Origin of the sequence: Streptomyces sp. NPDC059169, from assembly GCF_042755225.1 — a bacterium.
In the GTDB taxonomy this organism is placed as follows: Bacteria; Actinomycetota; Actinomycetes; order Streptomycetales; family Streptomycetaceae; genus Streptomyces.
On record NZ_JBHZCF010000008.1, the window covers coordinates 220,735 to 234,064 of the forward strand.

The window sequence follows — 13,330 nt, forward strand, 5'->3', positions numbered from 1 at the left end:
CCGCCCGATCTCGCATCTCCGGATGCCCCGGACGGGTCAGACCACGCGGTCCACCAGGTCCGCGATGGAGTCGACCACGCTGGACGCGCGGAACGGGTAGCGTTCGATGTCCGCAGGGGTGGTCACGCCCGTGAGCACGAGGAACGTCTCCATTCCCGCCTCCAGCCCGGCCAGCACGTCGGTGTCCATCCGGTCGCCGATCATCGCGCTCGTCTCCGAGTGGGCCCCTATGGCGTTGAGGCCGGCTCTCATCATCAGCGGGTTCGGCTTGCCCACGAAGTACGGTGCCTTGCCCGTGGCCTTGGTGATCAGTGCGGCCACCGAACCGGTGGCGGGCAGGGGCCCCTCGGCGGACGGGCCGGTCTCGTCGGGATTGGTGGCGATGAATCGCGCCCCGTCGTTGATCAGCCGGATGGCCCTGGTGAGTGCCTCGAAGCTGTAGGTGCGGGTCTCCCCGAGGACCACGTAGTCGGGCTCCTGGTCGGTGAGGACGTACCCGATGTCGTGCAGGGCGGTGGTCAGCCCGGCCTCGCCGATGACGTAGGCCGTGCCACCGGGCCGCTGGTCGTCCAGGAACTGGGCGGTCGCCAGCGCCGACGTCCAGATGTTCTCCACCGGCACGTCCAGGCCCATGCGGGAAAGCCGCACGTGCAGGTCACGCGCGGTGTAGATGGAGTTGTTGGTGAGGACGAGGAACGGTGTGCCGGACTCCCGCAACCTCGTGATGAAGGCGTCCGCACCGGGAATGGGAACGCCCTCGTGGATGAGGACGCCGTCCATGTCCGTGAGCCAGGATTCGATCGGCTTGCGCTCTGCCATGAAGCGGGACTCCTGCCGTACGCGATCGTGCGATGTGCTGGGGGCGCCGCCACAACGGTGTACCGGCGCCCCCCAGCGTAGTCAGGTGGTCGTCACGTTGACCCCGTCGAGGACCCAGTACCAGTTGTTGGCCCCGGTGTAGCGGAAGCGGAAGCCGACGCTGGAAGCACCGGCCGGAACGGGCACCGTGACCTCCTGCGGCTGTGACACCACGTCCCGGGTGTAGCTCTTGACCACGGTCGGCGTGCCACCGTTGAAGGAGGCCAGGACCTGTGCGGTCTGCCTGCCCTCCTGGCGGTAGAACGTGGTGAACGCGAGGGTGACGCCGTCCCGGCCGGTCACGTCGTAGGCCGGGCTGACCAGCGTGGAGTCGTAGCCGCCCGAGTTCGCCCTGTCGTCCCACTCGTCGGAGTCGGCGACGGCGAAGACACCACGGGCGCGGACGTTCAGCTCGCGCCACTGGTCGCGCTGGGTGCGGGACCAGAATTCGTCGGTGGCGAAGGACCAGCCTCGCCATTCCGTCACCCCGCCGGTCCCCATCGCGTTGTTGATGACGGACCAGCCGCGGGGGGCGGTGTGCGTGAAGCCGAGGACGGACGCGGGGATGCCGGCCTCGTCGACCCTGCCGGTCAACGACGGCTCCAGGGCGTCGAAGGGGTCCGCGGAGCGTTCCTGGACCGGCTTGCCGTCCAGGCCCCAGTCCGGGTCCGGAACCACGCCGAGTTGCTTGAACACCGTGGCGGCGACGTCCACGAGGCGGGTGTCGAGTGGGCGGGCGCCCGCAGCGATGCCGGGCCCCTGGGCGAGTACGAACGTCCTGCGCTCCTCGATGGAGCTGCCGCCGTGGCCACCCGCGTCCTTGTGGCCGTGATCGGTGGCGACGATGACGGTCCAGCGCTCGGTGGCGTACGAAGGCCTGGCCCTGATCGCCGTGAGGAGGCGCCCCACGTAGCCGTCCTGGACGGCGATGGCATCGAGGTACTTCTGGCCCGTGCCGACGCTGTGGGCGACCTCGTCGGTGTTGCCGAAGTAGACGAAGAGCACGTCCGGGTTCTGGTTCCGCAGCACCGACTCCGTCTCGGCGGCGATCGTGGCGTCGTGCCCGGCGTAGCCGCCGGCATCACCGTCGAGGACCAGCTTGGCGTCGGCGCCGGCGGTGACGGTGCCCTGGGTGTCCAGGGGCTTCCAGTCGACGGCGGCGTAGGTGGACAGTTCGGGCCGCACCTGGGCGAGGCGGGCCAGGAAACCGGGGTAGCGGCTGTAGTTGCGGCCGATGAAGGTGTTGTCCCGGACACCGTGCTTGTCGGGCCAGACACCGGTGGAGATGGTCGACCAACCCGGCCCGGAGGAGGTCCGGGCCATGGGGTGCGCGTAGAGCAGGGACGTTCCGTAGGTGCCGTTCGCCATCATCGCCCTGAGGTTCGGGGCGTCGGCGGCGTCGATGCGGTCGTGGCGGAGCCCGTCCATGCCGATGACCAGCACCTTGTCCTTGCTGGTGCCGTCGGGCAGGGTCGGGGCGGCCGCGTGTGCGGCGGTGGCGAGTGTTCCGGTGGCGGCGGCTGCGGCCGTCGCCGCGCCTGCGGCGAGCAGGGCGCGGCGGTGTACGCCGTGGGTCGGCATCGGGTCCTCCGGGAGGGTGTCGGGGGTACGTGCCTGGTGCCTGGCGTGCCGTGGGACAGCCCAACACCTTGTGCAGGAAAAGGCGTTGGGTGCGCTCCACACCCGTATCTACCGCGACGTTCCCGTGGGGCGCCAGGGGCGTACGGTGAACTCTCGGTGATCCGCGGCGGATCCCCGGTGGCGGCCTGCGAGTGGTTCTCCCGACTCGCCGCCGCGAAGCCGGATGCGGACGGTGGGCACGTGGGCGGGCACGGCCCCGGCACGCCGGCGGAATCCTCCGGCCGTCGGGGCAGCGGTCAGTGAGAGCCGCCGGAGCGGAAGCGGCGGGCCGCGGAGCGGAGAGCCACCGCCCCGATGAGGAGCGCACAGGCGGCGACCGGGAGCCCGATCGCATATCGGGAGGCGATACCGGTCGCGGCGAGTTCGTGGGGCGCCGGCGGAGGCGTGCGCCGTCCGTCGGGGTCCCCGCTGGGCTCGCGGGAGGACGTGCTGGGCCGGGGGGCGGCACCGGCCGCGATGACGCTGAAGCGGTAGTCGTCGGACTCCCCCACCCAGTCGCCGTCCGCGCCGCGCCGTTGGACGACAGCGGCGTTGGCGACCACCGAGCCGGGATGGGCGTCCGCGAGGAAGGCGAGGCGCACCCGCACGGTCACGACCTCGTGGCCGGCCAGGGCGAAGCCCGCGAAACCCGTTCCCGGCTCCGCACCGAAGGCTCCGACGGCCTCACCCTGATCGGTCGGCACGAGGACGACGGGCCGCCAGGTTCCGGCAGCCCCGTCGTAGAACTCCATGCGGATGTGGTCGGGCGCCAGCGCCTGGTCCCGTCCGGTGAGCACCACCACGGGGTGGACATTGCGGCAGGCCCCTGCGGTGGTGTTGGTCAGCCCGACGGTGAACTCCTGGGCACCGGCGCCGGCCCGGTACTCGACCGGCCCCGTCAACACCTTGGTGGAGATGGGGAAACCGGTGGAGCGCGCGTCGCCGCAGCTCGGCTGCTGGGTGGCGGCGACGGGGAGGGCTGAGGCCCCCGGGGCCGCGCGCGCGAACGGTGGCGGTTCTGCGACGCGCGCGGGGGGCTGGCCCGCGAGGATGACCGGTGCGAGGGCGGCCGAGACGGCTCCGGCGGCGAGGACGGGGCGCAGGCGCATGGAAGAACCTCTGAGATCACGGGCGTGGGCGTCGTCGTTCCCGACGCTGCCACGACACGGACCTCCACCCCTCCCGGCACGCCCCCAGACGGCCGAACAATCACACAAATACGCACTCTTGGCGCAGCGGTGGGGCGCGCCGGAGGCAGTGGAGCACAGTCGGCGGGGCGCCCTCCACCACACCGCGCCGCCGGGGCCCGCGCGGGTACCGCCCGCCGAGCGGGTCGTCCGGTCCGGCGGCCGACCCGTCCGCCCGGGTGCCCGAGGTGCGCGGAGTGATCGGGTGCGGCACCGCCCCGACCTCCGATCGCCGCACGGTCCCGTCCGACGTCCGCGGAGCGGGTCCACCGCTTGCACTTTGGCAACAGTGTTGCTTAAGTGGGGCGCATGACAGGCACCGCCATCCCCACCGGGTCCCGCCTCCGCGTCGGACTCGTCGGCTACGGCCTCGCGGGCTCCGTCTTCCACGCCCCTCTCATCGCCGCCACCGAGGGCCTCGTGCTCGACACGGTCGTCACCTCGAACGAAGAACGCCGGGAGCAGGCACGCACCGAGACCCCGGGAATCCGCTTCGCGGCCTCGCCCACGGAGCTGTGGGAGCGCGCCGACGAGCTCGACCTGATCGTGATCGCATCCCCGAACAAGACGCACGTCCCCGTCGCGACCTCCGCCCTCGAAGCCGGTCTCCCGGTCGTCGTGGACAAGCCGATCGCCGGAACCCCCGCCGAAGCACGCCGACTCGCCGCCCTCGCCGGCGACCGCGGCCTGCTCCTCTCCGTCTTCCAGAACCGCCGCTGGGACAACGACTTCCTCACGCTTCGCGCGCTCCTCGCGGACGGCGAACTCGGCGAGGTCCAGCGCTTCGAATCGCGCTTCGAGCGCTGGCGGCCCCAGCCCAAGGGCGGCTGGCGCGAGTCCGGCGCCCCTGAGGAGATCGGCGGTCTCCTCTACGACCTCGGCAGCCACGTCGTCGACCAGGCGCTGGTCCTCTTCGGTCCGGTGGTCCGGGTGTACGCGGAGTCCGACGTCCGCCGGCCCGGAGCCGAGGCCGACGACGACACGTTCATCGCCCTCACCCACGCCTGCGGCGTCCGTTCGCACCTGTACGTCAGCGCGACGACCGCCCAGCTCGGTCCCCGCTTCCGGGTGCTGGGCTCCACCGCCGGCTACGTGAAGTACGGCCTCGACCCGCAGGAAGCCGCGCTGCGCGACGGCCGCCGCCCCGCCTTCGGTCAGCCGTGGGGCGCGGAGCCGGAGGCGTCGTGGGGCCGCATCGGCTCGGGGGAGTCGCCGCTGACCGGCGGCGGACGGCCCGTGCCGACCCTTCCGGGCGACTACCCGGCGTACTACGCAGCGGTCGCCCGAGCACTGCGCGACGGCACCCCGCCCCCGGTCACCGCCCACGAAGCGGCCGACGCGCTCGACGTCCTGGAAGCCGCACGCCGCTCCGCACGGCTGGGCGCCACGGTGGAGCTCGACCGGTGAGCGGCGGCACGCGTTCCCCGAGGCGTCCGGCCGTTCCCCACTCCGCGCCCGCCGGAACCCCCGACATCGCCGCCCTGGAGATCCAGGAGCAGCGCCTGGCGCTGCGGCGCTTCACCCACGACGACGCCTGGATGCTCGGCTCGATCCTCGTCGAGCTCGCCCGTGAGCGGCGGGCCCCGGTCACCATCGACATCCGGCGGGGTGCCCACCAGCTCTTCCACTGCGCGCTGGCGGGCACGTCGGCGGACAACGACGCGTGGATCGACCGCAAGCGGCGGGTGGTCGAGCGCTACGGCGAGAGCTCGCTGCTCGTCGGCAGCAGGTTCCGTGCCAAGGGCACGACCTTCGAGGAGTCCTCCCGCCTCGATCCCGACCGGTACGCGGCGCACGGCGGCTCGTTCCCGATCCGGATCGCCGACGCGGGCGTCATCGGCACGGTCACCGTCTCCGGCCTCTCCCAGGCCGAGGACCACGGGCTGGTGGTCGAGGCGCTCGAGCGCCTCGTCGCCACCTGAGCCGCGGAGGGGGTGAATCCCCCGCACCTCCTCCGCGGCTCCTCTCCGCAACGAGTCCCCGCCACCGCCGCGCACAGCGCCGGGACCGGTGCGCCCGCCCGCGCCTCCCGCGGTTACCCGGGCGGCGACGGCACCGGGCGGCTCAAGCGTCCGCCAGCCGCTGCCGCTGCCGTCCGAGCCCCTCGACCTCCAGCTCGACGACGTCCCCGGCCCGTAGGTACGGCTTGGGGTCGGGCTGCCCCATCGCGACGCCCGCCGGCGTTCCGGTGTTGATGACGTCGCCCGGGTAGAGGGTCATGAACCAGCTCACGTACCGCACCACTTCGGCCACCGGGAAGATCTGGTCCGCGGTGGAACCGTGCTGCTTCAGCTCCCCGTTGACCCACAGCCGCAGCGACAGCGCCTGCGGGTCGGGCACCTCGTCCGCCGTCACGAGCCAGGGCCCCAGAGGGTTGAAGGTCTCGCAGTTCTTGCCCTTGTCCCAGGTGCCGCCGCGCTCGATCTGGAACTCCCGCTCGGAGACGTCATGCGCGACCGCGTAGCCGGCGACGTGCGCCAGGGCCTCCTCCCGTGTTTCCAGGTAGCGGGCGGTGCGCCCGACGACCACCGCGAGCTCGACCTCCCAGTCCGTCCTCGTGCTGCCGCGGGGCACCAGCACGGTGTCGTACGGCCCGGTGACCGTGTCCGGCGCCTTGAGGAAGACGACCGGCTCGGCGGGGGTCGCCGCGCTGGTCTCCGCGGCGTGGTCGTGGTAGTTCAGCCCGATGCACACGACCTTGCCGATCCGGGCCAGCGGCGGCCCGATGCGCAGCCCCGCGGTGTCGAGCACCGGGAGCTCGCCGGTGCGGGCGGCCCGTCCGATCCGTGCGAGGGCGGCGGCGTCGGCGAGCAGGTCGCCGTCGATGTCCGTCACCAGGGCGGACAGGTCCCGCACGGTGACACCGTCGCCGTCGAGCAGCGCGGGGCGCTCCGCCCCCGCCGTACCGACACGCAGCAGCTTCATCGTCTTCTCCCTGAGGTCGAGGCGGTTCCCGGCTGAGGGGTCCCACCGTGGGCAGGGCGAAGGTGCGGCTTCGTCGGAGGTGCAGCATCGGAGGTCTGGCCGATCTTCCACGACGTCGGGGCGACCCGCAAGGCCCTGTTCGCCCAGTGGACGTCAGCCGGTCGTCGCCGTGGCCGCGACGGCCGGAGCATCCCGGTAGAGGAAGGTCCGCTCCACCGCGGTCCAGACGGTGCTGGTGACCACGTAGAGGGCGGCGGCCAGCGGGACGACGGCCACGGTGACGAGCGTGGCGAACGAGAGCAGCGGCATCACCTTGGTCACCGTGGCCATGCCCGGCAGCTGCTGCAGCGCGCCGGGGTCAGCGGCGGTCAGCTGACGCTTGGTCCGCCCGTACGTGAACGTGGCGACGGCGGCCACGATCCCGAACAGCGCGAGGTACACGAGCCCGGCCGGGCCCAGCACCCCGCCGCCCGCGAGGGCGTCCGCCCAACGGTCGCCGAGCGGGGCGGCGAGCAGGCTGTGGCCGAGGAGTCCGGTCGCCTCGCCACTGGTGCCCCCGCTGGAGAACAGGTGGTACATGAGGAGGAAGGCAGGCAGCTGCAGCAGGCCCGGCAGGACGCCCGACAGCGGTGAGACCTTCTCCCGGGCGTGGAGTTCGAGGACCTCCTGCTGCAGCCGCTGCGGGTCCTTGGCGTACTTCCGGCGCAGTGCGCCGATCTGGGGCGCGAGCCGTGTACGGGCCCTCTGCCCGCGCGCCGCCGCCCGAGACAGCGGGTGCAGGGCGAGCCGTACGAGCGCGGTGAACAGGACGATCGCCGCCGCCGTGGCGGAGGCGTGGAAGAGCGGCTGGACCAGCTCGGCGAGCTGACCGACCAGCGAAGCGAACAGGGAAATGACAGCGGACAAGGAGTTCTCCGGGTCTCGTCGTGCCGTGAACGAACAGATGCGTCGGCATGACGACCCGCGAAAGGGGCGTGCGGCGGGGGGAAGACCCCCTGAGCATGGGATGGGCACCCGTGCGTGGGTGCACCCGTCGCCGGACCGTTCCCTGGGCGAACGCCTCAGGTCCCCGGAGCCCGTGACCCGGGCCCTCCCGTCGACGGGGTGGTCGATCCGCCCCTACGCGGCCGTCGTGGAGGGACGGCCCGGGGCTCGCGGCCTGGTACGGCCGGAGGCGTCGGGGTCGCGCTGCGGCAGGAACGCCGTGCGCTGCTCGCGGTCGCGCATGGTGGTGCGGATGCGCGTCGGCGGCACGCTCGGGCCCGAGCGCGAGAGGACCAGCGCACAGGTGACGAGGGCGGCCCCCACCGCGGCGGTGGCGGCGAGGGCGACGGCCGTGGAGAGGCCGATGCCCTCGGCCACGAACAGCTCGACGAGCACGAACAGCAGGAGGGCGAGCGGCTGCATCACACGCCAACCGTGTCTGTTCATGCGCGCCTCCCTGCTTCTGCTGCGAGCTGTACGACCTTTCTTACGTATACACGAGCGGAAACGTTCACGGGTTCCCCCGCACGCCGAGTTCGCCCGGCGAGCTGGACCCGGTGCCCGCCGGGCGCTGCGGAACGACGGGGCCCGGGCGGAGCGGGCCGGTGGGTACGGCGGGACGCCGCATCCACCGGCCGGTCCGGGCGGTCCCTCAGACGATCCGCGCGGCGGCGACGGGACGCTGCGCGACGGTGTACGTCTTCGTCGAACCCGCGTTGACGCTGAACCGGTACCGGGAGAACTCCCCGGTGGCGTCGGAGGCGTAGAACATCATGTGCCCGATGCCCACTCCGGTGAAGTTCTCACCGGACACGTCACTGACCATCCGCGTGTCCGGGTACAGCGCGTAGTTGGACAGCCCGTAGACGCCGTGCGGGTCGGCGGTGCTGTCGATGACCTCGACGGCGTACTGCGTCTCCCCGGGGAAGGTCATCGAACCGGTGAAGACCCCCTTGACCTCGCGGACCATCACGATGTGACCGGTGTTGCCGGGGTTCGTCCCGTTGTAGTGGACCGCGATGAGATCACCGGGCTGTAGATCGGCGACCTTCCGAATCCTGGTGAAACGCGGACCCGCCCCGGCCGTGAAGCCGTCGTGGTAGTCGGCCGCCTCGGGGCCGCTGTCGTGGAAGTGCGTCGAGAAGTAGGCGTCCGTGGCCCAGGGATACGTGTGCTTCAGCACCCGGGTCATGAAGGAGGAGCACCGGGCCCGCGCCACCCAGCTCGTCAGGTCCGACGGCGTGCCCCAGGCGACCGAGGGCGCCGCCCCGACCAGGTAGACGTTGTTGTCACGCGCCGTGCGCCCGCTCACGACGGCTATCTCGTCGGCCGTCAGCACACGGGAGTACGCGCGTACGTCGTCGACGGCGCCCCTGAAGCGGTTCACCGGGGCGCCGCCGAACTTCGCCCGGCCGATGTTGAACCCCTGGGTCGCGGCCCAGGAGATCGTCGTGTCGGCGCTGCCCGCCAACTGCCCGTCGACGTACAGGAGCACCTGCGTGCCGTCCCACACGCCGGCCAGGTGCGTCCACACGCCTCTGTCCGCCGGGGCCGTGGCGACTGCGGACACCTTCGCGGTCTGCGCCTCGTCACGGACCTTGAACGCCCAGGTCCGGACGGCGGGTTCGTACTGCAGCAGGAAGCGGCTGCACTGGGCGCCGTCCTGGCTGACGGCCGTGTACATGTTGGCCGGGTCCGCCCCGCCGGTCGCGGCGTCGGAGAGCCGGACCCACGCGGAGACCGTGAAGGGAACCGTGGTGTCGAGCACGGACCCGGTGGCCGCGTACGCCCCGGACGTACCGTCGAAACTCAGCTCACCGCCGGCCCGCAGCGTCGTCCACGCGGCCCCGGACCCCAGCGTGACGGACCGGTCGTTCCCGGACCGGTCGGCCCCCCTGCCGTCCAGCGGCCAGTGGCCCACCAGCCCGTCTGGCAGGTAGCCGGCCGCCAACATCCGCTGGTACTGGACCATCTGCTCGGCCTCCGCCAGGTGCGGAACCGTCACCGGCGTGAACGGGGTGTCGAGCGGCTGTGCTGCGGCCGCCGGCGAAGTCCGTGCGACACCGGCCAGCGCACCCGCGCCGACAACGAGGGCCCCACCCAGCAGACCACGTCTGCTCACCATGTCAATGCTCCATCGCGAGAACCAAAAGGACGTCGGATCCTAAGCCGTGGCGCGGGGCCGCACCGACACCAGCACCCCCCAGACGACGAGGCGGTAGCGGGAGGTGAATTCGGGGGTGCAGGTCGTCAGCGTGAGGTAGTGGCCGGGCGCGGCGTAGCCGTGTCCCGGCTGTACGTCACTGCGCGGCACGGCAGCGATCACCCCGGTGTCCCGCGCCGACGTCCGCGGCAGCCGCTGGTCCACCCGGTAGGTGAAGACACCGGAGCGGGTCTCGACCTCGACGACGTCGCCGCTCCGCAGCCGGTTGACGTACCGGAACGGCTCGCCGTGCGTGTTGCGGTGCCCGGCGACGGCGAAGTTCCCGGCCTGCCCGGGCTGGGCGGTGCCCGGGTAGTGGCCGACGTACCCCTGGTCGAGGACGCCGCGTCTTCCCACTCCCTGGGCGACGGGGGCGGCGACCCCGAGCCGCGGGATGCGCAGCACGGCGTACGCCTGGTCCACGGTCCGCCCGGTGCGCCGGTCCGGCTGCCGCGCGCCCTCCTGCGCAGGGCCGGGGTCGTCGGGCACCACACCGGCGGTCGCCCCCGCGTCCCCGTCCACGGTCCCCGGCTGTCGGACGGCGGGCGACTGCCGCCACTGCCGTTCCAGGGCCGCCACCCTGCCCTCGGCGCCACGTCGGGCCTGCTGGTTGGTCCACCACATCTGGTGCACCACGAGGAGCAACAGGACGAGACCGCACGTCACGGCGACTTCGGCCGCGACCCACAGCCCACGGGCGAGCGCCGCCCGGCCACCCCGGGGCCGCCGTCCCCGGACCACCACGGGTACCCGCCCCGGCTTGCGTCCCGGTATCCGCTCCCGCACGGCCGCACCATAGGGGCAGCCCCTCCAACTCACCAGGCCCCTGCGGAACCCGTACGGCAGTACGGTGTGGGGCATGCGCCCCGACACGCCTGCCGACCACACCACTGAAGCCGAGCGTCTGCTGCGCACCGCGGAGCAGTACCCGGAGGACCGTGAACCGCTGCTCCTGCAGGCCGCCGCCCATCTGGAGCTGGCAGGTGACCGCACCGCGGCGACCAACCTGTACGACCGGCTCCTCACCCACGCTCCCGACAACCCGCACCTGGTCAAGGCACTCCAGGCCGCCAACCTGTGGGAGTACGGGCACGAGGCGGAAGCCCGCGTGATCATCGAGGGGATCCGTGCGGCTGCGCCCGATGACGCAGCTCCCTGGGAAGTCGTCGCGGAGACCCTGGAAGCGCACGACGAGCTCGACGCCGCCCACGCCACGTTCACCACGGCGGTCACCCTCCTCGGGGGCCCGGACGGTCCCGACGACGACGTCCCCTATGCCGTCCGGTCCCTGCTGACCGGCCGACACCGCGTGCGCCGGCTCCTGGCGCTGCCCCACGACGACTGGGACGTGCTGGCCGATCGGCTGCACTCGGCGGCCGTGCCCCTGGACGAGCTCCACGACCCCAAACGACTGTGGGTCCTCGGCTCCTCCGACCCCGCGGAGCTCCAGGCCGAGATCGCGCGCCTGCGCAGCGAGCTGGGGGCCTACCGGGCCGCCCTCTCCCGGCCGTTCCCGGTGGCGGTGCTGCACTGGCCGGCGCCGGAGCTCACCGAACTCCTGGCCGCCTACCCGTCCCTGGCCGCCGAATATCCGTCGCACGCACACCACCTCGCGGCCATCGAAGCCGCCCTGCGCGACCTCTCCGCGACGGGAACGGGCAACCTGGGCGTCGTCAACGGCACGGTCCCGTCGTACGAGGCGTTCGCCGCGTCCGAGGCGGCGTCCCCGTCCGACCCGAACCTCCTCCCCCAGTACGCCACGACCCTGGCGGCCCGCGGCAAGGCCGCGGTGTGGCCCCCGGCCAAGGGGGCACCCTGCTGGTGCGGTTCGGGGGAGGCGTACCGGGACTGCCACGGCGCGGACCGGGGGTGACGCGACGGGCCGGACCGGAGCGCCACGCAGCGGACCGTGGTGGCCGGACCGGGCCCGACACCTGCTCCCGCCCGCGTCGCGTCGGCCGGGGTCCGGGCCGGTGCGCCCATACGATCGGGAGCCATGGTGCGGAAGCGTGTGATCGTCTCCGGAGTCGTCCAGGGCGTGTTCTTCAGAGACACGTGTCGGCGCACGGCCGAGGAGCGCGGCGTGTCCGGGTGGGTGCGGAATCTGCCCAACGGGTCCGTCGAGGCCGTGTTCGAGGGTGAACCGGAGGACGTCGAGCGGACGGTGGAGTGGGCCCGGCAGGGGCCGCCCGCGGCCGTGGTGGAACAGGTGGAAGTGCGTAGCGAGGAGCCCGAGGGGCTGAGCGGGTTCGTGGTCCGGGGCACGCCGAGGCCCTGGGGCTGAGAGCTCCGGGAGCGTCGGACCCCGCGGCGGGGGCTCGGCCACGCACGACTGCCCGTGCCGCCCCCGGCACACACTCCGGCAGCCACCCGAGGAGCCGCCCGACGGCCGGGGCGCCACGGCCCGCCGCACCCGGCAGGCGCCACCAGGCAACGGGCGGGCTCCGGCTCCGGCTCCGGCTCCGGCTCCGGCTCCGGCTCCGGCTCCGGCTCCGGCTAACCGAACCATCCACGCCGTGGCAGCCGGCGCGCACGGGCCCGTCCTCCCCGTCGCCAGGGCCCGCGCCCGTCTACCGGGGATCGACCCCGGTCCGGGAGCGCTCGCGTGTCGCCGCGGCTCAGAGTCGGCGCAGGACCCGGCGCAGCGACCGGCGCAGGTTCCGCAACGGACGCGCAGGTCCGCTGGGCTCGGGGCTGCGGCTGGACAGCGGCACCTGCGGCATCAGGGTGCTCGCGCCGTCGATCTCCAGGGCGCAGAAGAGCTCGCCGCCCATGTCCCCCACCGTCACGCCGAACGCCCGCGGCGGATCCCCCGGAAGCTCGCCCGTCATGACCGTCAGGCCTTCGCCGCGGACCGCGCGGTGTGCGACGGCCTTGCCGTCCACCAGGAGCTCGACCGCGCCCTGCCCGCCCTCCAGCTGGACCGTGACCGAATGACCGTCCTGGTCGAGGTGGAAGCGGGTACCCGGAGTCATCACGAGCCTCCTGGCCGGTGCGGGACGTCCTCCTCCCAGGGTACGCAGCCGCCGCCGGCACCCGTCGTGGCCGTGCGGGGCCGCCATTGCCTCGGCGGTGGTCCTCCCGGCCACGTCGACCGCCCGCCGCGCCGGGTCTCCGGACGGACCAGCCGATGAAGTCGGCCCGCTGCGCGCCCCCTTGGCCACCCCGCACCCTCCTCGTCCGTCGGCGCGCAGGGCGGAGGACCGGAGCCCGCACAGCACGGCGGAGGACCGGGGCCATTGCCCCGGGTCCTCCGCACCCGGCGTGCATCACATCGCGATGTCCGCCGGCTTGTGGGTATGGCCTTCGACATCGGCCGCGGCGCGGCCCACGAGCTCGTGGGCCAGCTCCGAGCAGGCCCGGGCCGCCGCGAGCTCCTCGCCTATCTTCGCGTCCGGGGTGTCGCCCGGGCTGCGCCTGGCTATTCCCCTGCCCTCGACACCGGGGGCGTCCGGGCCGCTGAGGGAAGCCTTGCAGCTGGTCCGGGTTCCGTCTTCCTCGAACGACAAGTCGATGTTCCAGTGCTGCGTCATGACGGGTCACCTTCGCCGTA

The 13,330-nt window shown here is 73.0% G+C and carries 14 protein-coding genes; 4 read left to right on the forward strand and 10 right to left on the reverse strand.

Features of this window, described 5'->3' with window-relative positions; genetic code table 11:
- Window positions 1-36 precede the first annotated feature (36 nt).
- The 3 genes from ACFXOM_RS17390 to ACFXOM_RS17400 form a co-directional block, all read right to left on the reverse strand.
- On the reverse strand, window positions 37-819 hold the full coding sequence (locus ACFXOM_RS17390; protein WP_384931299.1) for an HAD-IIA family hydrolase: 783 nt from the start codon (window positions 817-819) through the stop codon (window positions 37-39).
- A gap of 81 nt (window positions 820-900) precedes the next feature.
- Window positions 901-2,439, reverse strand: coding sequence for an alkaline phosphatase family protein (locus ACFXOM_RS17395; protein ID WP_385038372.1), 1,539 nt, complete (start codon window positions 2,437-2,439; stop codon window positions 901-903).
- 296 nt (window positions 2,440-2,735) lie between these two features.
- The gene (locus ACFXOM_RS17400; protein WP_384931294.1) at window positions 2,736-3,587 is read right to left on the reverse strand and encodes a hypothetical protein; all 852 of its coding nucleotides are present in this window, start codon (window positions 3,585-3,587) and stop codon (window positions 2,736-2,738) included.
- Window positions 3,588-3,974: 387 nt separating this feature from the next.
- Here ACFXOM_RS17400 and ACFXOM_RS17405 point away from each other — a divergent pair, with 387 nt between their 5' ends.
- Together ACFXOM_RS17405 and ACFXOM_RS17410 are read left to right on the forward strand one after the other, a co-directional pair.
- Window positions 3,975-5,072, forward strand: coding sequence for a Gfo/Idh/MocA family oxidoreductase (locus tag ACFXOM_RS17405; protein WP_384944955.1), 1,098 nt, complete (start codon window positions 3,975-3,977; stop codon window positions 5,070-5,072).
- A gap of 65 nt (window positions 5,073-5,137) precedes the next feature.
- Window positions 5,138-5,587 (forward strand): heme-degrading domain-containing protein, encoded by a 450-nt coding sequence (locus tag ACFXOM_RS17410; protein ID WP_384931562.1) that lies wholly within the window; start codon window positions 5,138-5,140, stop codon window positions 5,585-5,587.
- 142 nt (window positions 5,588-5,729) lie between these two features.
- On the opposite strand, the gene ACFXOM_RS17415 is transcribed toward ACFXOM_RS17410, so the two are convergent.
- The 5 genes from ACFXOM_RS17415 to ACFXOM_RS17435 form a co-directional block, all read right to left on the reverse strand.
- Window positions 5,730-6,590: a fumarylacetoacetate hydrolase family protein gene (locus ACFXOM_RS17415; RefSeq protein ID WP_384944956.1), complete on the reverse strand. Its 861-nt coding sequence runs from the start codon at window positions 6,588-6,590 to the stop codon at window positions 5,730-5,732.
- A 153-nt stretch (window positions 6,591-6,743) separates the two neighbouring features.
- Window positions 6,744-7,496, reverse strand: a complete 753-nt coding sequence (locus ACFXOM_RS17420; protein ID WP_384931285.1) for a YidC/Oxa1 family membrane protein insertase — start codon at window positions 7,494-7,496, stop codon at window positions 6,744-6,746.
- A gap of 213 nt (window positions 7,497-7,709) precedes the next feature.
- A complete protein-coding gene (locus ACFXOM_RS17425; RefSeq protein ID WP_384931283.1) occupies window positions 7,710-8,021 on the reverse strand; it encodes a DUF6412 domain-containing protein in 312 nt (103 codons plus the stop codon).
- A gap of 205 nt (window positions 8,022-8,226) precedes the next feature.
- Window positions 8,227-9,699 (reverse strand): LamG domain-containing protein, encoded by a 1,473-nt coding sequence (locus tag ACFXOM_RS17430; protein ID WP_384931280.1) that lies wholly within the window; start codon window positions 9,697-9,699, stop codon window positions 8,227-8,229.
- A gap of 39 nt (window positions 9,700-9,738) precedes the next feature.
- Window positions 9,739-10,638: a class E sortase gene (locus ACFXOM_RS17435; protein WP_385038375.1), complete on the reverse strand. Its 900-nt coding sequence runs from the start codon at window positions 10,636-10,638 to the stop codon at window positions 9,739-9,741.
- On the opposite strand from ACFXOM_RS17435, the gene ACFXOM_RS17440 reads away from it, so the two are divergent.
- Together ACFXOM_RS17440 and ACFXOM_RS17445 are read left to right on the forward strand one after the other, a co-directional pair.
- On the forward strand, window positions 10,637-11,650 hold the full coding sequence (locus tag ACFXOM_RS17440; protein ID WP_385038377.1) for an SEC-C domain-containing protein: 1,014 nt from the start codon (window positions 10,637-10,639) through the stop codon (window positions 11,648-11,650). The two genes, ACFXOM_RS17435 and ACFXOM_RS17440, sit on opposite strands and share 2 nt — an antisense overlap.
- A 123-nt stretch (window positions 11,651-11,773) precedes the next feature.
- Complete coding sequence (locus tag ACFXOM_RS17445) at window positions 11,774-12,061, forward strand: acylphosphatase (RefSeq protein ID WP_384931272.1); 288 nt, start codon at window positions 11,774-11,776, stop codon at window positions 12,059-12,061.
- 334 nt (window positions 12,062-12,395) lie between these two features.
- Here the strand turns inward: ACFXOM_RS17445 and ACFXOM_RS17450 are convergent, their stop codons facing one another.
- Both ACFXOM_RS17450 and ACFXOM_RS17455 read right to left on the reverse strand, forming a co-directional pair.
- Window positions 12,396-12,752 carry a hypothetical protein gene (locus ACFXOM_RS17450; RefSeq protein WP_384931269.1) on the reverse strand — a complete coding sequence of 119 codons (357 nt, stop codon included), beginning with the start codon at window positions 12,750-12,752 and terminating at the stop codon, window positions 12,396-12,398.
- 294 nt (window positions 12,753-13,046) lie between these two features.
- A complete protein-coding gene (locus ACFXOM_RS17455) occupies window positions 13,047-13,310 on the reverse strand; it encodes a DUF1876 domain-containing protein (protein ID WP_384931266.1) in 264 nt (87 codons plus the stop codon).
- Between the last annotated feature and the right edge of the window lie 20 nt (window positions 13,311-13,330).